The following is a 20,120-nucleotide window of genomic DNA, read 5'->3' as shown; positions in this document are numbered from 1 at the left end:
TCAGCCTCCTAGTTTTTCTGTTCAATTAAATCATTACGGGCCTCAACTGTAAGCGGATAAATCCGGTTCCCTTTTTCCACAAGAAAGGAGATCGTGGAATCAAAACCTGCTATCAACGCCTGTTCGAGGTTAGTCTCGCTTAGTTCACGAATTCGCTCTACACCTGGGAACTCTCGTCCAGGCTCTATATAATCCGCCAGACATACCACTTTGTCCAGCTTCGTCATTCCGACCCGGCCTGATGTGTGATAACGAATCGCATCAAGGATATCCTGATCCTTGACACCATATTCATGCTCAGCTACCCAGTAGCCAACTTCTGCATGCCACAGTGCTTTATCATGCGTAAGCAGACCTTGGTCGAGCTGCTGCTCCCTGATTATCTGTTCCATCTTGGCAATTGGCCAAAATTTCGCCACATCATGCAAAATGGCTGCAAGCTCCGCTTTAACCGGTTCTTCCCCAAACCGCTCTGCAAGAATAATAGAAGTCGCCATAACACCTTCCACATGCTTCCAGCGCTTCTCCGGCATTTGCGATCTGACCGACTCAATCATTTGTTCACGATTCATAAAGCCCTCTCCCCTTTATAAACTGATGAACGGTGTCCGGCACCAAATATTCGATCGAACGTCCCGACTGTACTCTGCTGCGGATATCGGTCGATGATATCCCAATTGGCGGCATCGCAGACATCGTTACACGCTGGCGGAGATCATCCGGAAGCTGTTCTAACTGCACCGGCGTTCCTTCCCGCTCGAGCCCAATGAAAGTAATAAGCTCGGTCAGCTCTTCAATGCGATGCCACTTCGGAAGATCATTGATCCGATCCGAACCGATAATGTAGGAAAAGGCGTCATCAGGATGCCGCTTCTTCAGCTCAAGAACTGTTTCAATCGAATAGCTCATTCCTCCGCGCTGCAGCTCAATATCAAGCGCTTTGAAGCACGGATTACCTCCTAATGCCTCTTGTACCATTTGAAGTCTTAATTCACTGCTTACGCCTGGCTGATTGTCTTTAAGCGGAGGATGATAGGTGGGGATAAACCAAACTTCGTCGAGCCCGAGGCTATCACGTGCAGCTTCAGCCGCAATCAGGTGGCCGATATGAATAGGGTCGAATGTTCCACCCATAATACCGATTCTTCTCATTCGCGCTACCTTTCTCTTCCTATAAAGGGGCTGTTATTTCGCAGCCTTTGGCAGCTCGATCTTACGGTTCTTCTCATCTGTTGCTCGCTTGTAGAGAACAATCGTTTTACCGATAACCTGTACCAGTTCAGCACCTGCAGCTTCCGCTACTTCTGCTCCGATCTCTTTCGGGTCATCCAAGCAATTGTTCAGAACAGATATCTTCATCAATTCACGAACTTCAATCGCTTCTTCAATATGACGAACCAGCTGTTCGTTCGTGCCGCCTTTACCTACTTGGAAGACCGGCGTTAAATGATGAGCGAGCGATCTGAGGTGTCGTTTTTGTTTGCCAGTTAACATTTGTTGTTTCCTTCTTTCATCTCTATAGGGTTGTCATAATTCTTAGTACCTATTATAAGGCAAGGGATTGTAATACCGTTTCACGCATAGCTGCTACAGGTGCAGATTGTCCTGTCCAATACTCGAAAGCATACGCCCCTTGGTAAATAAACATGCCAAGTCCGCCATGTACACGACAGCCGCGCTGCTCTGCATCCAGCAGAAACTTTGTACGGAGCGGATTATAAATCAAATCGCTTGCGACAGCGCCCGCCTTCAGCCATGATCCGTCAATCGGACTTGCATCCGTATGAGGATGCATACCTACCGATGTTGTATTGATGACAATATCCGCTTCCTGACAAGCTCCCTGCAGTTCATCCATCGCAGTCGCGCGGATATCTGCCAGGGTTCGGAAGGATTGTGCAAGCTCCTCTGCCCGTTCTACTGAACGGTTGGCAATGGTGATGCTCTCAGGCTGTTCACCGGCCAGCGCATACACAATCCCGCGTGATGCGCCGCCAGCCCCGATAACAACAATCCGTTTGCCTGCCAGATTTGGTTCTGCTTCTTCCTTCAGGGAACGAACATACCCAATACCATCCGTGTTATAGCCGATTAAACGACCATTATCATTCACGATCGTATTGACCGCGCCGATTGTCCTGGCGCCAGCGTCAATCTCGTCCATATAATTCATAATATCCAGCTTATGAGGAATCGTCACATTAACTCCTCTTATGCCCATTGCCCGAATGCCCGCTACAAATTCCCCAAGCTTATCCGGTGTAATATGAAAGGCCATATAGGCTCCGTTAATCCCTGTCTCGCGAAAAGCGCGATTCATCATAATCGGCGACTTCGAATGACGAATAGGGTCGCCGATAACGCCATACAGCACGGTATGGCTGTCAATCCGGTTACCCGGAATTCCAGTGTCAAGCGCGGATCCCGTCAATGTTCCCGTTCCCCTCTCCTATATAAGCGAATCGCGAAGCACTACCTTGATGCCTTTTGGCGCATAGACGTCAACGATCGCACCTGAAGTACCATTCACTTGAATCCAGCCGAGACCAGACAAGAAAATATCCTTCTTCGCGCCGCGTGGAACACGAATGGAGTGACGAGTCCATGGCGGCATTTCATCAAGCTCTTCACGAGATGGTGCACCAAGCAGCTCGCCGCGATGATCCTTATACAGCTCTTCTGCCCGCTCCAGCTTCGTCCGATGTACATTCAGCGCATTCGAGATATAGAAGGTAAACGATTGACGCTCGCCCTCAACAAAGTCGAATCGCACAAGGCTGCCGATGAACAACGATTGCTGATCATTTAATTGGTAGACAAGTGGCTTAATCGGTTTGTCCGGCAGCAGAGACTGCAGGAAGCCGCGTGGTACAATTTCCGTCATACGTGTCGAATACACAATTCCCGGTGTATCGATAATGGCTTTGCCGTCATCCAGCGGAATATGGACTGCATCAAGCGTTGTTCCCGGATAGCGGGAAGTTGTCAGCTCGCGCTCCATATCGCTGTAGTCATGAATAAGACGGTTAATCAACGTGGATTTGCCGACATTCGTTGCGCCAACGACATACACATCCCGGCCCTTACGATGGCGCTCTAACGCTTCAATCACATGCTCGAAGCCAATGTTACGTTTAGCGCTGCAAAGGACGATATCCACGGTCCGCAGCCCTTCTGCTTTGGCTTGCTGCTGCACCCAATTGCGAAGGCGGTTCAAATTCATCGACCGCGGCAGCAGATCGACTTTATTCACCACAAGCACAATCGGATTATTGCCTACAAAGCGCTGCAGGCCGGAAATTAAACTGCCCTCAAAATCAAATAAGTCGACGATATGGACAACCAGGCTGTCCGTCGACCCAATGCTGCCAAGCAGGCGTAAGAAATCATCCTGATCGACCGTTATCGATGAAGCTTCATTATAATTACGAATCCGGAAACATCTTTGGCAGATGACCGGTTCCCGGTCCATCGCCGATTCAGGCAAATAACCCGATTCTTCCGGGCGCTCCGTTTGGAGCTGCACTCCGCAGCCTGCGCATGCATGCGACTGACTTTGCTGCTCTTCTCTCACTTTGTCTCCCCCTCATACCAAGTCCCTTTTTTACGCAAACGGGAAAGCACAAACCGCTCAATTCTCCTGTTCACCCGGGTCATTATTCCTTCGTCAGCAGGAGCTATAGGCGTAACCAGAATCGTATACAATCCCATACGATTGCCTCCCAGCACATCCGTGAGCATCTGGTCGCCTAAGACAACCGTTTGTTCCACAGGCAGACCTAATACGCTAAGCGCTTTGTTGAACGATTTATTAGCCGGCTTGCGTGCGGCATGAATAAACGGAATGCCCAGCGGATCTGCGAACTTCGACACTCTCGTCTTATTATTATTCGACACGATCACAACTTTAAAGCCAAAGTCTCGAACTTCATCCAGCCATTTCGTAAGCTGAGGCGTTGCAAGCGGCTCACGTGCTCCTACGAGCGTATTATCTAGATCGGTAATGATCCCGCGGACACCCTTCTTATAAAGCTCGTCCAGCTGGATCTCATACACCGAATTTACGCGTAAATGCGGCAATAATCTCTCGAACATTCTGCCAAAGTCCCCCTGCTCTATCGCTCTTCTCCTGCTATCTTACGAAACTATACCATATATTCGGATTTTGTTGCAAAGAAATACCGCTCCCATTAGGCGAGCGGTATTTCTTACCTATATCATGCACAATTACAATTCCTCTTTAACCGCTTTAATTTTTAGAATAAATCGATCGGTATCTACACTTGTCGCTTGTACGGTGCTATACTTCGCACGTTCAAATTCATCAAGCACTTCACGGAGCAGGCTCTGCAAGCGCCTATGACTTGGCGACCATCGCTGAATTGCCTCTCGGAGCGTCTCATGCTCCTGCCGTTCATAACCTTTGCGTCTGCAGAGACGAAGAAGCTTCTCTGTCTCCCATACAATCCTGTCATTACCAGAATAAGGACGTCGCCATAAGCGTATCCGTGTGAAACGGATCATGACATATCCAATCACAAGAACAACAAGGACTGAAACGGTGCTCCACAGTATTGCCGACAAATTAATATCCTTGCTTGCAGGCACTTCCTCTGGCGCAGTATCCGTGCTCACATCCAGCGTTGGAGTTGGCAATGCTTCCTCCTGCACTTCAGGCAATGAGTACGGGAAAGTGAATCCAGCCGTTGGCTCAAATGGAATCCAGCCATAACCATCAAAATAAATTTCGACCCAGGAATGGGCATCAGAGTTACGAACAGTATAAGTTCCTGCACCATCTGGATTTAGTTCCGCCTCACTTGGGGCTCCACCTGCTGAAGGTACATATTCGGATGCAGGGAGAACTCCTGGGGAGAAGCCCTTCACCCAGCGTGCCGGCAGACCAACCGAGCGGGACAAGACTGCCATTGCTGTCGAGAAGTAATCGCAATAGCCTTCCTTCAATTCAAACAGGAATTGGTCAACGAAATCCGTACTGTCATCGCTCAGCTTCGACTTATCTGGCTTATTCGTATACTGGAAGTTCGTACGAAGATACGTCTCAATCAGCTTAGCTTTATCATAGTCGTCTACTGCTTCCGCCGTAACGGTCTCGGCAAGAGCTCTCACACGGCCGGGCAAATCAGACGGCAGCTGCAAATATTTCTTATTTTCTGCTGCATCCGCAAACGCCGCTTCCGTCTTGCGTAGTCCTTCTTCATTTAATACCGTCACTTCAGAAGTAACCGAATAGCTTTGCGGAAATCTTTTAAGCGGACGGTCAGACCATATCAGCTCTTGTTCATCAACCGCCCATTGCAGGCTTTTCGGCAAAGCCGACGCATCCGGATCATCTATCCAATGCACCGATGTAACAGGATATGAAGAGAATAATACAGGATAAATATCATTGCGGACCATTCTAACCTGCTGTTCCACCTTTATCGTCTCTGCTAATTCACGGCTTTGCACTAGTGGCAGCTCTTTGTCTTTCCCCACTGTGGTAATGTGATTAAGCTCCGAGTCGTCGATCGACCAGCCTGCTCCGGAATACACCGTCTTTGTCTCCCCGCGCCAATAACTGCGATGCGAAGTCGTGATGTTCATCACCGGTGAATAGTCGAAATCAAAGCCTCCGCCTAGCGAGGAGTCATCCCTTCCATAACCGGAGCTTGACTCGCTGCTGCTCACATCAACAGGGGATGCAACACTTTTATCACCGAGGAACACATTAACCGTCTCACCCTTGGACTCTTTCCACATCGTGTATGGATCCTGGATGATTGGCGAAATTCCTGGCATCAATATTCCTGCAGTCATCAGGACAGACAGTACAACAACAATCGGCAGCAGCAGCTGCAGCGGATATTCAATTAATTCCTTCCAGCTGCTTGGATGATTGCGCTCAAGCCTATGCAAATGATTGGCTACCAGCCAGATCAGGCTCAAGAATACAATTAAAGCAACCTCGTCCCATAACCAGATCGGAGTAAAGGAATCCGCAATCGTCAAGACAAGGATATTTACGCTTATAAAACCAAATAACCGAGGTCTTGTCGTCACCCATTGTACAAACAAAATATAGAGCAGCAATAAAGCCCCACTAATCCATATAAAAGGATGAAGCTGCTCAGCGTAACCCCATAACCGCTCGAAGAAGAATGTCCAGTTCGCCTGGTCTTGCTCCTGTACAGGTGTTACCTTTTTAAGCTCAGCAAAACGTATGGTGGCAAGCAATACAAGCAGAGATTGAATGATAATGCGCATAACTCTCATGCGCTGCGGCAGCAGCCAATCTACGACGACGGCAAGCAGCAGCGTAGAGGTAGCGACAGCAAAGGTCTCCTCCCACCAGAAGCCTTCAAATATTTGCAGGGTATTCATAATCATAAGTGCAATAAACAATTGCGACAGCTTCAAGTACCAATTCGGAGTCAGCTTAACCATTACATATCGACAAAACGCAAACAACCGCGGAAAGACGCTCATGCTCGGCCTCCTTCCAGAACAGCGGGCAGTTCCTGCAGCTGTTTGAGTTCAAATAAAGTCCAGCCTTTGCTACGAATCATCAGCCGCGACTGCTCTTCAAGACGCTTCACTCCGCCAATATGCATAAGGCATGGCGTCAACCCTTTGCGGGACAGCCATTCCATCGCGCGGATCGCTTCTTTCCCGGAAGTACCGCTTATAATGACCGCGAAGGAACCTGGCTCAAGCCGGGAATCTGCTGCAAGCAAAGTTTTATACAGACTTTGCTCCGCATCAGCATCAACAAAGGTCAAATGTTTCAGCAGCGTGCCACGCTGCTCCACACCAGCCTTTGGCGGCAGGATCGTCAGCTTCTTGCCTGAAGACATGAGGCCAATTGCCGTATCTCCCTTCAAACCGCTGTCAATGAGAGAGGCTGCAGCAGAGACAGCAAGCTCGAACCGCTCTGCTGCAGGTTCTGGATAATCAGCAGCATACCGATCGAGAATTAGGAGGGTACGAGGAAGAGATTCTCTCTCGAACGCTTTTGACTTCCAATCTCCTGTCTTCGCCGTTGCGTTCCAGTGAATACGCGATAACCGGTCGCCGTACAAATATTCACGAACACCATTGATTTGTGTCGTTTCTTTCGCTGCGCGAGGCGCGACGGCATGGGAATAAGGTCCACGGAAGCCGCTTTGGACGCTGTGCCATTGACGCAGCGGAATAATCTGAGGCAGAACACTGAATACCGTCTCCGAGCCGAAGCTGCCCGAATGTTCGAACAGTCCGAATATATCATGAGAAATACATTCTGTTGTCTCAAAGCGGTATTCCCCGCGCTGCAGCGGCGGAGTTTGGTACGAGACCTCGCCGGCTCGTTTGAAATTAGGAACAAAGGAAGCCTCGAAATGCAGCCGCTGTCCGTTATGCCGGAGCAGCCTGTCTCGAATCAGTACATAGGGAATTGGGTATACACCAGGAACTTTCACCGACAGCTGGACATCAAGCGTACTGCCTGCCGTCAAAGATTGTTCGATATGGGCAGACGCTCCTGTCTGGCGATAGGTCCGGTTGCCAGATACATGACTAATCCCGCTCCAGCGGCCTAATGCAAGATAAAGCAGCAGAACATTCAAAATCATAAACAACATCAAGGCAGTCTTGCCACCTTGAAAAAGTAAATAAAATAACGCAGCGCCATAAATAAACGCGATAAGCTTCCATCGTTTACGTGTCTTCGCGACCGTGCTCATCGGATCAACGCTCCAGTCTAACCGGAACTTTGGCCATATCCAGCAGCTGGGCGACGATGTCCTCGGCCCTGAGCCCATTCATACGTGCATCTGTATGAAGCAGCATTCTGTGGGATAACACATATGGGGCAAGATTTTTAATATCATCCGGCGTAACAAACGTTCGCTGCTGCAGGTAAGCGCTAGCTTTCGCCGCTCGGGACAAAGCAATGGCCGCACGAGGACTTGCACCAAGAACAACTTGTGGATGTGTTCGTGTTGACCGGACGAGCTGAATTAAATAATTGCCGACCGCATCATCCATATGAACAGCAAGCACCTGTCCTTGAATCCGTTCAATATCTTCGATAGTGGATAATTGCTCCATCCGATCCGATGGATGAACACCTTCTCTTGACAGCACCATCCGCTGTTCATCTGCTTCATTCGGATAACCAAGCGACAGCTTCATCATAAACCGGTCAAGCTGTGCTTCCGGCAAGGAATAGGTCCCCTCGAAGTCAATTGGGTTCTGTGTGGCCAGCAGAATAAACGGACTAGGAAGCATATACGTATCACCGTCGACAGTAACATGCCCCTCCTCCATAGCTTCGAGTAAGGCAGCTTGTGTCTTGGTCGTCGCCCGATTGATCTCATCGGCAAGCAGTACATTAGTCATGACTGGTCCTGAACGGAAAATAAACTGTTCCTGCTTAGGATGATAGATTGATACGCCTGTTATATCTGTTGGGAGCAAGTCAGGGTTACATTGAATACGGCGGAATTGACCACCTATTGTTTTAGCCAACGCTTTCACTAATTGAGTTTTACCTGTGCCTGGTACATCTTCAAGCAGAACATGTCCGCCGCCGATGACGGCTATCATTAGTCGTTCAATCTCATTTTCTTTTCCCAAGATACATTCATTTAAGCTGCTAAGGATTGAAGAACATAATTGCATATCGGCGAGACGAGTTTCCATAGACATACCTCCTGCAGAGTAGTAAGAGTATAAAATAAGGGGATTTAGTACTATTTTACAGCAGTACCTTTGGCTAGCACAAATGAACGAACTGCCAAAAAAAATTGGAGGATTCCACATAATCCAACATCTAAACAAGGCGTATTTGTGAAAAGTAGGAATTGATAATTCCATATGATATATTGGCAATATCTACACTCTTATCCCTATATACGCATAAGAAGGTGCAATCGTTGCTCACTCAACTAACCAGCTTTACAAACCGGTTCAAAAATGTATTTAAATTCCTGTTCCCCGTTGTTATCCTTCTCTTTCTTTACACGCAAACCAGCGGCTTCATTAAAGAGATCCACCCTGCCGCCGCTCTCCATTTGCTGAAGCATCTGCATTGGATCGATCACCTCGAGCTTGGTATTCTCTGTTTTCTGTCGGTAGCGGTCATGTCAGCTTATGATGTGATATTAATGAAATGGAACCGCGCTAAGCTGCCTAATACTGCTTTATTCAAAATAAGCTGGATCGCCAATTCATTTAATAACGCCATCGGATTCGCTGGTTTAACCGGTGCGGGGCTGCGCTTGACGCTTTACCGCAAATGGGGCTTGCAAGGTCCGCACTGGCTGCGGTCTCTGATATACCAATCGTTAGCCGGCTTAACAGGACTGTCTATTCTATCTCTTCTGCTGCTAGCAGGAGTGTGGAATGATCACAGCCTGCTGGTTCATCATCCATGGTTGTATATAGCTATAATCCTGGTAGCCTTGTATGTCGTGTTGTTCGCGTCACTTGGCAGACTCCCGAAGCTGCGAAATATACTAGGACTAACGGCGCAGCAAGAAGAGGCAAATATCGTTAAAACTCCGGTATTAAAGATGATTGCAGCCTCCCTCCTAGAATGGATGATGGCAGGACTATCTTTTTGGTTAATTGTACACCTGATGGGTCTGCCTATTGGACTACGTGAATCGATGAGCATCTATGTCATCGCAGCTGTTGCCGGGGTGGCAAGCTTTGTACCAAGCGGATTAGGCTCTTTTGACGCCATTGTACTGCTTGCCTTCCAACATCTTGGCTTGTCCCCGGACCAAGGACTCGCCGTTATTGTGCTTTACCGGATTTTTTATTGCTTCCTTCCTTGGGCATTAGGACTTGCCTTCGCTACCACGGAATGGATTCCTAGTAAGGAAAAATGGGCACAAACCCAGCAGCAGGTATTAAAACCCGCCATCAAACGATGGCATACCATATGGAATTGGCCAAGCCAAACAGCCGTCCTAAGTGATATTAGTACCTGGGCTCTCGCTGCACTTGTGTTTATTAGTGGTGTACTGCTGCTTGTCTCAGCTGCAACTCCAGGCAACTGGCATCGTATGCATATGCTTGAGCAATTCGTCACTCCCTTTACGATGAAAGGCTCACATCAGCTTACGGTTCTGATCGGTTTGTTAATGATCCTGGTCTCAGAAAGTATCCGTTTCCGTGTGAAACGGGCTTACTATATGGCCTTGATTCTGCTGGTCGGCGGAACGCTGGCCTTAATTCTGAAGGGCTTCGAATATGAAGAGGCGATCTTCCTTCTGTTCGTCTGCCTGCTTTTATGGCTGTCCAAAGACAGATTTAATCGAAAAGAGTCCGTCTTCACAGTACGCAAAACGTTCACTTGGGCTGGAATATCGCTGCTTGTCATCGTGTTGTACTTATCTGTAGGACTCTCAACGAATGAAATTCCACCTGGTGTATTAGCCCATGCCAAATGGTATGCCCGTTATTCGCTAAAGGATGACGAGCTGCTGCGGGAAGCGGTGCTCGCACTGGCTGTCAGCTGGATTCTGTTATCGGTAAGAAGACTATTTGTCCCTAGTCTTCCTCCTGCCCCTACTCCCGGTCCGCAGGATTGGGAGAAGCTGCAGCAGCTTCTTGAACGTCACCCCGGCAATTTCTTGACGCATTTGATGTACATGGGTGATAAGAGCTTTATGTGGACGCCTGATCATAAAGCCGTACTCGTATATGGACGTATTGGAAAAACTTTAGTTGCACTTGGCGATCCGATTGGTGATCCTGTGTCCGTTCGACTGCTTGTTCGCCAATTCCGCGATTACGCAGACCGTTACGCAGCAACAGCAGTCTTTTATCAAGTGAAAGCGGAACAATTGCCTTTATATCATGAATTCGGCTATCGTTTTTTCAAGCTTGGAGAAGAAGCCATCGTCCAACTGGATCAATTCCAATTATCTGGCCGGCGTAAAGCGGATTTGCGTGCGGCATGCAATCGTTATGAGAGAAATGGCTTTACTTTCGAAATCATCAAGCCGCCCTTCACTCCCATGCTGTGGTCCGAACTGAAAGCTGTATCTGATGAATGGCTGGGTGATAGTAAAGAAAAAGGATTCTCGCTTGGCACTTTTCAAGAATCATATCTTGAGCTTGCTCCTATTGCCGTATTGCGGGATAGCGAGAATCGTCTTGCTGCGTTTGCCAGCATGATGCCGGTTTATGATAAAGGTAAATCCATTTCTATTGACTTGATGCGTCATCGAGATGGTCTCAGCGGAGTAATGGATGTGTTGTTCGTTCATATACTGCAGTGGGCTAAAGGGGAAGACTATCACGTCTTCAATCTTGGAATGGCTCCACTCGCCAGCGTAGGAGAGTCCATGTATGCCTATCGCGGAGAACAGCTTGCAAGATGGGTGTTCTTAAAAGGAAGTCATTTCTACGGATTCCAGGGCATACGCCGCTTCAAAGATAAATTCGATCCAGAATGGGAGCCCCGTTATCTGGCTTTCCCACAGAACAGCCTTTTCCTGAAGCTGATTATTCAGGTGACAAGAATGATCTCACGCGGCAGAAGTGATTGAATAACCAAGTAATAAACGAAAAAGCAGGGTTACCCTTTATTAAGGTAAACCTGCTTTTTTGTAAGTCTAGCCCTTAGGGCGCACAACGAGCGCCGCCAGGAAGGAGAATATAATCGCCGCGGAAATCCCGGCGCTTGTGACCTTGAAGATACCGGAGATAACGCCGATCCAACCCGAGTTTTCCAGCTCGGTCAGCGCACCATGAACAAGTGCATTACCAAAGCTCGTAATCGGTACTGTGGCACCCGCACCTGCAAAATCAACCAGTGGCTCGTACCAGCCTACCCCGTCGACAATCGCGCCAACAACAACAAGGGTTGCCATTGTATGCGCTGGTGTCAGCTTCACTACATCGAACAACAGCTGCCCCACCACACAGATGGCGCCGCCTATGATAAAAGCCCATAGAAATTGCATACTCGTTACTCCTTTCCGCCGCTGATCGCAACGGCATGTGCGATACATGGAATGCTCTCACCTTGCTGGAAGGAAAGGGGCGACAGCAATGCCCCGGTTGCCACAACTAAGATGCGCTTTAACTCACCTTTTGCGACCTTCTTAAGCAGATGGCCATAAGTCACAACGGCAGAGCAGCCGCAGCCGCTCCCCCCCGCCTGTACTTTCTGCCGGTCTACATCGTAGACCATCAGTCCGCAGTCTTTGAACGTCGTATCATCCATCGGTACGCCATCCCTGAGCAGAAGCTCCTTCGCAAGCGGATGACCCACACTGGCCAGATCTCCAGTTACGATTAAGTCATAATCCTTTGGTGTTCGTCCGGTGTCATTAAAATGAGCCTGAATCGTATCTACCGCAGCAGGTGCCATAGCGGCGCCCATATTAAATGGGTCCTTGATACCCAGATCAATCACTTTGCCGATTGTTGCATATTCCACAACAGGACCTTCTCCGGTTGCTGCAACTACAACCGCTCCCGCTCCGGTCACCGTATATTGCGCTGTTGGCGGCTTCTGCGCGCCGTATTCTGTCGGATAACGGAACTGCTTCTCTGCTGTACAGTTATGGCTGCAGGTTCCTGCAAGTACATATTGGCTGGCTCCCGAGTTAACCATCAGAGAAGCAAGCGCAAGTGACTCCATTGAGGTTGAACATGCTCCAAACACGCCAATATTGGGTACGCCAAGTGTTCTCGCGGCAAAGCTGTTGCTGATGATTTGATTCATCAGATCGCCGCCGACATAAAACTGCAGCTGATCTTTTTCAATGCCGGCATTATTCAGCGCAAATTCCGATGCCTGCTCCATCAGCAAACGCTCTGCTTTCTCCCAGCTTTTCTGCTGCATATCGAGCTCTGGGTGGACCAGATCAAAATCTGCGGCCAGTGGTCCGTCGCCTTCATCGGGGCCAACAACCGTTGCCGCCCCGATAAGGACCGGGCGATTCTCAAATTTCCATGTTTGCTTACCCATCAGCATTCTAATGTGCACCGCCTGTACCAAATATAAGATGAGCGATACCAACGAAGAAAGCAGCCACAGTACCAAATACCACAACAGAGCCAGCCAGCTTGAACATATTGCCCCCTACGCCAAGCACCAGTCCTTCACTCCGGTGCTCCAGTGCAGCAGAACACATTGAATTGGCGAAGCCAGTCACCGGAACGGCTGAGCCTGCCCCCGCAAACTGGGCGATTTTATCATAGACTCCCATGCTCGTTAAAATAACGGAAATGATAATAAGCACGGCAACTGTTGGATTGCTGGCATCCTCAGGCTTCATACCAGCCAAATGAATAAAAAGCTGCTGGATGGCCTGCCCCAGCACACAGATGGCACCACCTACAATAAATGCACGAATACAATTGCCGAATATGGAACGCGACGGCTCGCGTGTTTTAGCAAAGGCTTGGTACTCCTTTGGCGACATCGACATTTTGCGGTATTTACCGCCGCCTGCGCTTTTTACTGCCATGACCTTACACTCCTTTATGTACACCATATTAGGTACATTATTTGTCAATGGAAGAAAGGATATGTATCAGCGGTGAAAAGAACCAGTGGGAGCAAACGGAGAATTTCGAATGTTCTTCCGATCGCCATTGCTCGGGGATTCCTTTGAACAAGAGATATAGGTTGGAATCCCCGAGCAAAAGCGAACGCTAACGCTTCTCCAGAATCATTCGAAATGCTCCGTTTGTTGTAAAAAAATAAAAGAGACCGTGCAGATTATAACTGCACGGTCGTTATCATTGGAAGATTAGCCCTTTGGCTTAACAAACAACGAAGCAAGGAAGGAGAAAATAATCGCAGACGAAATACCTGCACTAGTGACTTTAAAGATCCCTGTAATAACGCCGATCCAGCCCGTCTTCTGTATCTCCTCCAAGGCGCCATGGACCAGAGCATTACCGAAGCTTGTGATCGGAACGGAAGCACCCGCACCGGCAAATTTGATTAAGGGATCGTATATTCCTACACCGTCCCCGATGGCACCAAGTACAACAAGCAGTGTCATGGTGTGAGCAGGCGTCAGCTTAAACACATCAAAGCAGATTTGCCCAAATACACAAATCCCTCCACCAACTAGAAAAGCCCATAAAAAAATCATAGCTTTCTCACCTCGTTCTCGATGGAAACCGCATGTGCGATACACGGAATGGTCTCCCCTTGCTGATAGGAAATAGGAGACAACAGTGCTCCAGTTGCGACCACAAGAATACGGTTTAATTCCTTCTCCCGCATTCGGCGCATTAGATGACCGTAAGTTACAGTTGCCGAACAGCCGCAGCCGCTCCCTCCTGCTTGCACGGTCTGCTTCTCATAGTCGTACATCATCATGCCGCAATCCTTATATACCGTCTGATGAATCGGAAACTTATGTTTGTCGAACAATTCATTAGCGATCGCATAACCAACCTTGGATAAATCCCCCGTTACGATAAGATCATAATAACCAGGTTCAATTTGCAAATCCCGGAAATGTGCCTGAATGGTATCGACAGCTGCAGGAGCCATAGCGGCCCCCATGTTAAATGGATCCGTAATGCCCATGTCGACTACTCGGCCCATTGTGGCGGAGGTTACGTAAGGACCTTCACCATGCTGGGTCAATACACTCACTCCCGCTCCGGTCACTGAATATTGAGCGGTTGGCGGTTTTTGCGAACCGTATTCTGTCGGATAACGGAACTGCTTCTCCGCAGTTGCGTTATGGCTGCAGGCACTGGACATGACATATTTGGCGGAGCCTGAGTTCACAAGGTTAGCGGCAAGCGCGAGGCTTTCCATCGATGTCGAGCAGGCGCCAAACACACCAATGTAAGGAATTTGGAGTGTCCTTGCTGCAAAGGTGGAGCTGATAATCTGGTTCATCAAATCGCCGCCGATTAGAAAATTAATCGATTCCTTCGTGATGCCGGCCTTCTCGATCGCCAGATTTGCAGCTTCCTCTAATAATGTCCGTTCGGCCTTCTCCCAGCTGTCCTGACCAAGCCTGAGATCGCCGTGCACGATATCGAAATCATGCGCAAGTGGACCTTGTCCTTCAAATGGGCCCACGATAGCGGCAGTCCCAGCGATAACGGGATTATTTTCAAAAATCCAGCTTTGATGGCCTTTCAGCATTAAGACCCTCCTCCAAGCTCATGCGGATTCAGGATAAGATGAACAATACCAACAACAAATGCAGCAACTACGCCAAATACAATAACTGGACCAGCGATTTTGAACATTTTCCCGCCTACTCCAAGCACTAGTCCTTCACTTCGATGCTCAATAGCTGCAGAAGACATCGTATTCGCAAAGCCGGTTACCGGAACAGCCGAACCTGCTCCCGCCCATTGTGCGATTTTATCGTAAACTCCTAAGCTGGTAAGGACGACGGATAGAAAAATCAGAACCGCTACAGTCGGATTGCTGGCTTTTTTCTCATCAAAACCAGCCCAATGCACGAACATTTCCTGGATCGCTTGGCCTATAATGCAGATCAAGCCCCCAACCAGAAAAGCCTTTAAACAGTTTATTAGTACGGGGCGTTTGGGCTCATGCTTTTTAGCAAGTGTTTGGTACTCCTGCTGCACCGGTGTAAATTTCTTATCATTGCTCGACATCAGCTTGCCTCCTTATTTAGTGATGCAATAGCGGCTTCATCTTGATGATGACATTTTGCATCTCTTGTGCACATCGCTCATACATATGCTTCGCATCCTTGTTCTTCGTCGATAGACCAAACAGCTCCAAATCCGCTTCAATCTTTTTCAGTAAAGCATATAGCTCCGCTTTAAGCTGAGGCTGGGGTACTTTAATATGATCATCGTACAAATCGACGTACAGTTGACGGTACGCATCAACCTGACCGATAAACACATTGTCCAAGGTCACTCCGATTTTTTCTAGCTCAGTCGTCAGCCATCTGCGATTTAGACCAACTGTGGACAGCGGTTCATCCAAGATTTTGCCATCCATTATGACTGCCTGAGGTTCGTGCTCTGGAGCTACCTTTATGCCTAGATGAGCAGGTGTAATCGGCTGATTTTCTCTAGTGAGCAGCACACTGATATCCCCGCTTGGTTCCATAATGGCAAATTCGACATCCGCCACACGGAAAGCACTTTTTTTACGCAGCTGCTCCAGCAGCTCGTCGGTCGTTAACCGTTCTTTCTTCAAGTTATCCTCAAGTACTTTACCGCCTTTAATCAGAACGGTTGCCTTGCTGTCAATCAAGTCGCGGGCTTTCTTGCTCTTTAATTGCAAGAACTCGATCCCGACGGAGACAGCAACCCATACGCCAAGTGAAATCAGCCCCAAATACCAGGTGGCCTCAAGATCAAGCGACACGTATGCAGCAAGGTTGCCGATTGAAATACCGGTAATGTACTCAAAGAATGAAAGCTGGGATATTTGCCGCTTCCCCACGATTTTCGTCATCAAGAATAAAACAAATATCGAGAGCAAAGTGCGAAGAGTTATCTCTAACCAATCCTGCACAATTCGAGTCCCCCTGTCCGCTTATTTCTACGGTTAAATTATTTGTCAAAAGGCCGACGGCAACACGAATAACCATTTTCCACAGAAGGAAAATGGTTCAGGTTCATGGAGGTTTTTCCCATGAATGTGAAGTGTAAAAGCCTGCCATATTAGTTCTGTTGCCCATTCATAAGGAGGTGTTTCACATGACCGTAGCATCCGATGTAAAAACATGCGTAGCCTCTTTGAAGAGCGCGCAGGCTAGCTTGGAGCAATTTGCTCTGTCGACTGAAAATAAATCGGCCAAGCAAATGTTCGAGCAAGCGGCACAGCAAACGCAATCCATTGTTGATCAAGTAGCTGGCCGAGTTAAAGAGCTTGAAAGTGAAGAGCCTCAGTATCTAGGTTTTTAACACAAAAAAAAGTCGGTACCGATTTAATGATCGATACCGACTTTTTTGTATTAGACTTTATTATCAGATGAAACAAAAAAACAGCAGAACGACAAGAAGCACATAAAGCACAAGTACAATGGTCGTAATAGACGGCCCGCGTCCAATTGGCGCTGCAATGCTTTTCATTGGCATTCCCCCAGTAGGCTTCTGCCATTAGGATATGCAGCTTGGGCGAAGGCGGTTCGTATTTAAAGGGTAAACGTTATGACTTTACCTAAAGGACTGACAACTCTTACTTGATCATCCTTGATAGTAACTTGGAACAGCTTCTTCCAATCATCAGATTGAACCGCATCATCCTTGCCTGGCTCCCCATAAACAGCAGATATTAATACATGATTACCTGGCTCAAGCTTCGTACGCAGCGTTGGAATCGCAGTCCTTGGGAACATCAGGTTTGTGTTGGACTGGGCATAAATAAGCTCTGCCCGTTCATGTCCGTGGATGCCCGTTATCCCGCTGCTGCCAAATCCGGTCATGCCTGATACACTTACACTGTGCTGCGATACGACAAGTGAAAGATCCAGCGGCAAGGCAAAACCGCCTTCTGCCGCATCCAGCTCCCTAGCCGTCTCGATTCGATGAATTCGTAAATGCCACGGTAAACCTGCAGTCAAATAGGTCGTGATTGTAACATCCCGCCAGGGCTTCCATACCGAAGTAAGCAGATCACCGTCGATGGATGTTTGTTCATTCCGTCTACGGACCCGGTAAAGATTATCGCCTTCACTTAAGGCGAGCATAGAGTCAAAGGCTCCTTGCGATAATCCCCATTCCGCCCGCGGTACACTGAAGCCAAAGGAAGCGGAGTAAACGAACTTCTCATATTTTGCAGACGTATGGGTATGCTCATTAGAAGTTAAATGACCGGTATTAAAGGCGGCAATATGATCTCGATCACTATCTCGACAGATGACTAAATGAGGAGCTTGCTGAACCGATACAGCTGGAAGTTCAGGAAGCGGCAGCTCCTCAACCTGCCAGAACCAATGGTTATCTGGCAATGCCAGCGGCAAGAAGGCTTTCAGTCCCCAATAGACCGAACCCGGAGCATTATAGTTTTCCGCCATAATGAGATTCGGGTAGCCGTAGCCAACTGTTAACACTCCGTTTGAAGCAATAATCGGCTGCTGGAACCACCAGCGCAAATGGCGCATATACAGACCTTTAATCACACCTAGCTCAAATGGCTGGACGTCTGCGAAAGCAAAGGCCCCCCATAAAGCGCCCTGCGCAAACCGATAAGTTAAGCTTCTGCCATATGGAATCGCGCGGCCATCCTCCGAGAACCAATGTACAAATTGCTGAGCGAATAATATAGCTCGTTCCTCGAAACGCTTCGCCCTCTCCGGATCTTCTTCCTTCATAAGGGCGGAATAGATTAATCCGCAATAATGGAACGCAAGTGGTACATAATAATCACAGTGACCCGAAGTACCGTCTTCGTACCAGCCTTCTTCCAAATAGAACTGTTCAAGACGGTCAAGATTCGCTCCGAGTTGATCCTTTGCATACGGAAGTCCTAGCTTATAGAAGCCGACGTTAACGAGTACATGGAAAAATAGCCAGTTGCAGTCATGAACCTTGCGTTCATTGATTTGATTTAACCAGTTATAGAAATGCTGCTTTGTTGCTTGGCTGAGAGGTTCCCAAAGACGATTAGGTGCGATCGCTAACGCTAATCCGAGAGATGCCATCTCAACCAGTCGCTGGTCATAATCGGACACCGCTCCCCAATATTCTTCATGCTCGGGATTCGTTCCGTTCGTTATTCCTTTAAGTATAACCTGCAGCAAATCTTCATCAATTGTGCCGCCTCCTGCAGCAAGAGGAGCCAAGCCCCAGATAATACGGGAGAAGCCCTCCATGCCGGCAACGTCGACCGTTTGGCCCGCACCAGAACCGTCCAGCTCCAAACGTGCTCCACCAGTAGAATAAAAGGGAAGAAGCGGCTCCGCCAGCTCACGGAATGCCTGCTCCAGATCCCTTTTACTTTGCAGAGGATTAGCTGCAATTGGCTTTATTCCCATGGAATCGTCGCGCCTCCTCTAAGCCGCGCAAGACCTTCCACGAAGAAGTAGTCGCCATAAATAAGTGGTACATCCATGTTTTTACGTTCCGGATAATGGCTTGTACCATGTAAAATAAGTCCTTCTTCTTCATCCTGATCAAAGGCACCATAGTTCTGGTACAGAGACTTCAGAATACGTTCCCCTGCATTCCGGTAGCTGGAAGCTTCCGAATCCGGCACAAGCTCGGAGAGCAGCAGCAGCCCGCAGGCTGCACAAGCTCCTGCTGATGAATCACGAAGTACTTTGGTTTCCTCCGGTGCTCGGAAATCCCATACTGGTACGCTGTCTTCCGGCAGCTGCGACAGGAAGAAGTGAGAAACATGCTTCGCCGCATCGATATATTCTTGTCTACCTGTATGCTTGGCAGCAAGTGCAAGACCGTATACCGCCCACGCCGTTCCACGGGACCACGCCGACTCAGGTCCAAAACCTTGACCGCCGATATATTCGGCTACTTCGCCGGACTGCGGGTCAAACCGAACAATATGGCGGACCGATCCATCCTTACGAATGAAGTGTTTAAGAACCGTCCCCATATGCGCTTCGGCAACATGACTGTATCTTAGATCTCCTGTTTCACGCGTTGCAAAGTGCAGCAGCGGTACGTTCATCGCACAATCAATAATCGCCCACCCGCTGTTGTCTTCTCCTTCACTCCAAGGGTTCCATGCGCGGATGAAATTACCCTTCAAATTAAAGCGGCCCATCAAATAGTTAGCCGCCTTCAGCGCTCTTCTTCGGGATAATTCACTTCCATATAGCTTATAGTTAATCACGCTCGTTAACGTCCACATAAAACCGATGTCATGATCCAATCGATCATAGCCGTCGAGCACTTCATCTAGTCTAAGTTCACACTCTTCCGCAATAGGACGGAACGTTGTATCCCTACTACCTTCCCCCTCATGAAGAAGCCAAAGCAGTCCTGGCCAAAAACCAGCTGTCCACCAGTGTGGAGATTCAAGTACATAAGTACCACCTTGACTTGCATGCGGGAACTCGGCACCAATACGTGCACTTGTCCGTTTTACTTTATTAATGGTTTGTTCCCAAGCTTCATTCACCCATGGAGCCGTTTCAATGCGATTCGCCTCAGAAATTGTATTCATCCTCTGATTCCAC

20 protein-coding genes are annotated in these 20,120 nt (G+C 48.4%); 2 read left to right on the top strand and 18 right to left on the bottom strand.

Annotated elements, in window-relative coordinates; all coding sequences use genetic code 11:
* Positions 1 to 8: 8 nt before the first annotated feature.
* From yqeK to AC0YNT_RS26830, 9 genes are all read right to left on the bottom strand, one after another.
* On the bottom strand, positions 9 to 572 hold the full coding sequence (gene yqeK, locus AC0YNT_RS26870) for a bis(5'-nucleosyl)-tetraphosphatase (symmetrical) YqeK (protein WP_475807374.1): 564 nt from the start codon (positions 570 to 572) through the stop codon (positions 9 to 11).
* A complete protein-coding gene (gene nadD / locus AC0YNT_RS26865; RefSeq protein WP_475807373.1) occupies positions 562 to 1,152 on the bottom strand; it encodes a nicotinate-nucleotide adenylyltransferase in 591 nt (196 codons plus the stop codon). Before nadD ends, yqeK begins: the two co-directional genes overlap by 11 nt.
* Before the next feature lie 33 nt (positions 1,153 to 1,185).
* Positions 1,186 to 1,494: a ribosome assembly RNA-binding protein YhbY gene (gene yhbY / locus AC0YNT_RS26860; protein ID WP_475807372.1), complete on the bottom strand. Its 309-nt coding sequence runs from the start codon at positions 1,492 to 1,494 to the stop codon at positions 1,186 to 1,188.
* A 52-nt stretch (positions 1,495 to 1,546) separates the two neighbouring features.
* On the bottom strand, positions 1,547 to 2,431 hold the full coding sequence (gene aroE / locus AC0YNT_RS26855) for a shikimate dehydrogenase (RefSeq protein WP_441894613.1): 885 nt from the start codon (positions 2,429 to 2,431) through the stop codon (positions 1,547 to 1,549).
* Positions 2,432 to 2,449: 18 nt separating this feature from the next.
* Complete coding sequence (gene yqeH, locus AC0YNT_RS26850) at positions 2,450 to 3,574, bottom strand: ribosome biogenesis GTPase YqeH (protein ID WP_441894612.1); 1,125 nt, start codon at positions 3,572 to 3,574, stop codon at positions 2,450 to 2,452.
* Positions 3,571 to 4,095 carry a YqeG family HAD IIIA-type phosphatase gene (locus tag AC0YNT_RS26845; RefSeq protein ID WP_167277383.1) on the bottom strand — a complete coding sequence of 175 codons (525 nt, stop codon included), beginning with the start codon at positions 4,093 to 4,095 and terminating at the stop codon, positions 3,571 to 3,573. Before AC0YNT_RS26845 ends, yqeH begins: the two co-directional genes overlap by 4 nt.
* A gap of 132 nt (positions 4,096 to 4,227) precedes the next feature.
* Entirely contained in the window at positions 4,228 to 6,489 is a 2,262-nt protein-coding gene (locus AC0YNT_RS26840; protein ID WP_475807371.1) for a transglutaminase TgpA family protein, read from the bottom strand.
* The gene (locus AC0YNT_RS26835; RefSeq protein WP_475807370.1) at positions 6,486 to 7,724 is read right to left on the bottom strand and encodes a DUF58 domain-containing protein; all 1,239 of its coding nucleotides are present in this window, start codon (positions 7,722 to 7,724) and stop codon (positions 6,486 to 6,488) included. Before AC0YNT_RS26835 ends, AC0YNT_RS26840 begins: the two co-directional genes overlap by 4 nt.
* A gap of 4 nt (positions 7,725 to 7,728) precedes the next feature.
* Positions 7,729 to 8,685, bottom strand: a complete 957-nt coding sequence (locus AC0YNT_RS26830) for an AAA family ATPase (protein ID WP_475807369.1) — start codon at positions 8,683 to 8,685, stop codon at positions 7,729 to 7,731.
* Between the two features lie 233 nt (positions 8,686 to 8,918).
* On the opposite strand from AC0YNT_RS26830, the gene mprF reads away from it, so the two are divergent.
* Positions 8,919 to 11,546, top strand: a complete 2,628-nt coding sequence (mprF, locus tag AC0YNT_RS26825; RefSeq protein WP_475807368.1) for a bifunctional lysylphosphatidylglycerol flippase/synthetase MprF — start codon at positions 8,919 to 8,921, stop codon at positions 11,544 to 11,546.
* Positions 11,547 to 11,612: 66 nt separating this feature from the next.
* Here mprF and spoVAE (AC0YNT_RS26820) read toward each other — a convergent pair whose 3' ends face one another.
* From spoVAE (AC0YNT_RS26820) to AC0YNT_RS26790, 7 genes are all read right to left on the bottom strand, one after another.
* The gene (gene spoVAE / locus AC0YNT_RS26820; RefSeq protein WP_167277373.1) at positions 11,613 to 11,963 is read right to left on the bottom strand and encodes a stage V sporulation protein AE; all 351 of its coding nucleotides are present in this window, start codon (positions 11,961 to 11,963) and stop codon (positions 11,613 to 11,615) included.
* A 5-nt stretch (positions 11,964 to 11,968) separates the two neighbouring features.
* A complete protein-coding gene (spoVAD, locus tag AC0YNT_RS26815) occupies positions 11,969 to 12,982 on the bottom strand; it encodes a stage V sporulation protein AD (protein ID WP_475807367.1) in 1,014 nt (337 codons plus the stop codon).
* 1 nt (position 12,983) lies between these two features.
* On the bottom strand, positions 12,984 to 13,478 hold the full coding sequence (gene spoVAC / locus AC0YNT_RS26810; RefSeq protein WP_167277369.1) for a stage V sporulation protein AC: 495 nt from the start codon (positions 13,476 to 13,478) through the stop codon (positions 12,984 to 12,986).
* Positions 13,479 to 13,763: 285 nt separating this feature from the next.
* Entirely contained in the window at positions 13,764 to 14,114 is a 351-nt protein-coding gene (spoVAE, locus tag AC0YNT_RS26805) for a stage V sporulation protein AE (protein WP_167277367.1), read from the bottom strand.
* Complete coding sequence (gene spoVAD, locus AC0YNT_RS26800) at positions 14,111 to 15,130, bottom strand: stage V sporulation protein AD (protein ID WP_475807366.1); 1,020 nt, start codon at positions 15,128 to 15,130, stop codon at positions 14,111 to 14,113. Before spoVAD (AC0YNT_RS26800) ends, spoVAE (AC0YNT_RS26805) begins: the two co-directional genes overlap by 4 nt.
* On the bottom strand, positions 15,130 to 15,618 hold the full coding sequence (gene spoVAC, locus AC0YNT_RS26795; RefSeq protein ID WP_475807422.1) for a stage V sporulation protein AC: 489 nt from the start codon (positions 15,616 to 15,618) through the stop codon (positions 15,130 to 15,132). Before spoVAC (AC0YNT_RS26795) ends, spoVAD (AC0YNT_RS26800) begins: the two co-directional genes overlap by 1 nt.
* 13 nt (positions 15,619 to 15,631) lie before the next feature.
* On the bottom strand, positions 15,632 to 16,492 hold the full coding sequence (locus AC0YNT_RS26790) for a DUF421 domain-containing protein (RefSeq protein WP_475807365.1): 861 nt from the start codon (positions 16,490 to 16,492) through the stop codon (positions 15,632 to 15,634).
* A gap of 185 nt (positions 16,493 to 16,677) precedes the next feature.
* Here AC0YNT_RS26790 and AC0YNT_RS26785 point away from each other — a divergent pair, with 185 nt between their 5' ends.
* On the top strand, positions 16,678 to 16,884 hold the full coding sequence (locus AC0YNT_RS26785) for a DUF1657 domain-containing protein (protein WP_167277359.1): 207 nt from the start codon (positions 16,678 to 16,680) through the stop codon (positions 16,882 to 16,884).
* A 230-nt stretch (positions 16,885 to 17,114) separates the two neighbouring features.
* Here AC0YNT_RS26785 and AC0YNT_RS26780 read toward each other — a convergent pair whose 3' ends face one another.
* Positions 17,115 to 18,956, bottom strand: a complete 1,842-nt coding sequence (locus tag AC0YNT_RS26780; protein WP_475807364.1) for a DUF2264 domain-containing protein — start codon at positions 18,954 to 18,956, stop codon at positions 17,115 to 17,117.
* Complete coding sequence (locus AC0YNT_RS26775) at positions 18,947 to 20,107, bottom strand: glycoside hydrolase family protein (RefSeq protein ID WP_475807363.1); 1,161 nt, start codon at positions 20,105 to 20,107, stop codon at positions 18,947 to 18,949. The genes AC0YNT_RS26780 and AC0YNT_RS26775 overlap by 10 nt, the downstream gene beginning before the upstream one ends.
* Positions 20,108 to 20,120: the final 13 nt, after the last annotated feature.

The sequence above is a fragment of the Paenibacillus sp. J22R56 genome, from assembly GCF_056269375.1.
Note: the sequence above shows the minus strand (reverse complement) of the source record. Positions and strands in the feature narration are given on the sequence as shown.

Bases quoted from the DNA above. Each gene is read 5' to 3' on its own strand.
- spoVAD (WP_475807367.1), bottom strand. From the start codon at position 12,982: ATGCTGATGGGTAAGCAAACATGGAAATTTGAGAATCGCCCGGTCCTT.
- spoVAE (WP_167277373.1), bottom strand. From the start codon at position 11,963: ATGCAATTTCTATGGGCTTTTATCATAGGCGGCGCCATCTGTGTGGTG.
- AC0YNT_RS26835 (WP_475807370.1), bottom strand. From the start codon at position 7,724: ATGAGCACGGTCGCGAAGACACGTAAACGATGGAAGCTTATCGCGTTT.
- AC0YNT_RS26775 (WP_475807363.1), bottom strand. From the start codon at position 20,107: ATGAATACAATTTCTGAGGCGAATCGCATTGAAACGGCTCCATGGGTG.
- spoVAE (WP_167277367.1), bottom strand. From the start codon at position 14,114: ATGATTTTTTTATGGGCTTTTCTAGTTGGTGGAGGGATTTGTGTATTT.
- yqeK (WP_475807374.1), bottom strand. From the start codon at position 572: ATGAATCGTGAACAAATGATTGAGTCGGTCAGATCGCAAATGCCGGAG.
- spoVAC (WP_167277369.1), bottom strand. From the start codon at position 13,478: ATGGCAGTAAAAAGCGCAGGCGGCGGTAAATACCGCAAAATGTCGATG.
- AC0YNT_RS26785 (WP_167277359.1), top strand. From the start codon at position 16,678: ATGACCGTAGCATCCGATGTAAAAACATGCGTAGCCTCTTTGAAGAGC.
- AC0YNT_RS26830 (WP_475807369.1), bottom strand. From the start codon at position 8,685: ATGGAAACTCGTCTCGCCGATATGCAATTATGTTCTTCAATCCTTAGC.
- AC0YNT_RS26780 (WP_475807364.1), bottom strand. From the start codon at position 18,956: ATGGGAATAAAGCCAATTGCAGCTAATCCTCTGCAAAGTAAAAGGGAT.
- nadD (WP_475807373.1), bottom strand. From the start codon at position 1,152: ATGAGAAGAATCGGTATTATGGGTGGAACATTCGACCCTATTCATATC.
- yhbY (WP_475807372.1), bottom strand. From the start codon at position 1,494: ATGTTAACTGGCAAACAAAAACGACACCTCAGATCGCTCGCTCATCAT.
- spoVAD (WP_475807366.1), bottom strand. From the start codon at position 15,130: ATGCTGAAAGGCCATCAAAGCTGGATTTTTGAAAATAATCCCGTTATC.
- AC0YNT_RS26845 (WP_167277383.1), bottom strand. From the start codon at position 4,095: ATGTTCGAGAGATTATTGCCGCATTTACGCGTAAATTCGGTGTATGAG.
- AC0YNT_RS26840 (WP_475807371.1), bottom strand. From the start codon at position 6,489: ATGAGCGTCTTTCCGCGGTTGTTTGCGTTTTGTCGATATGTAATGGTT.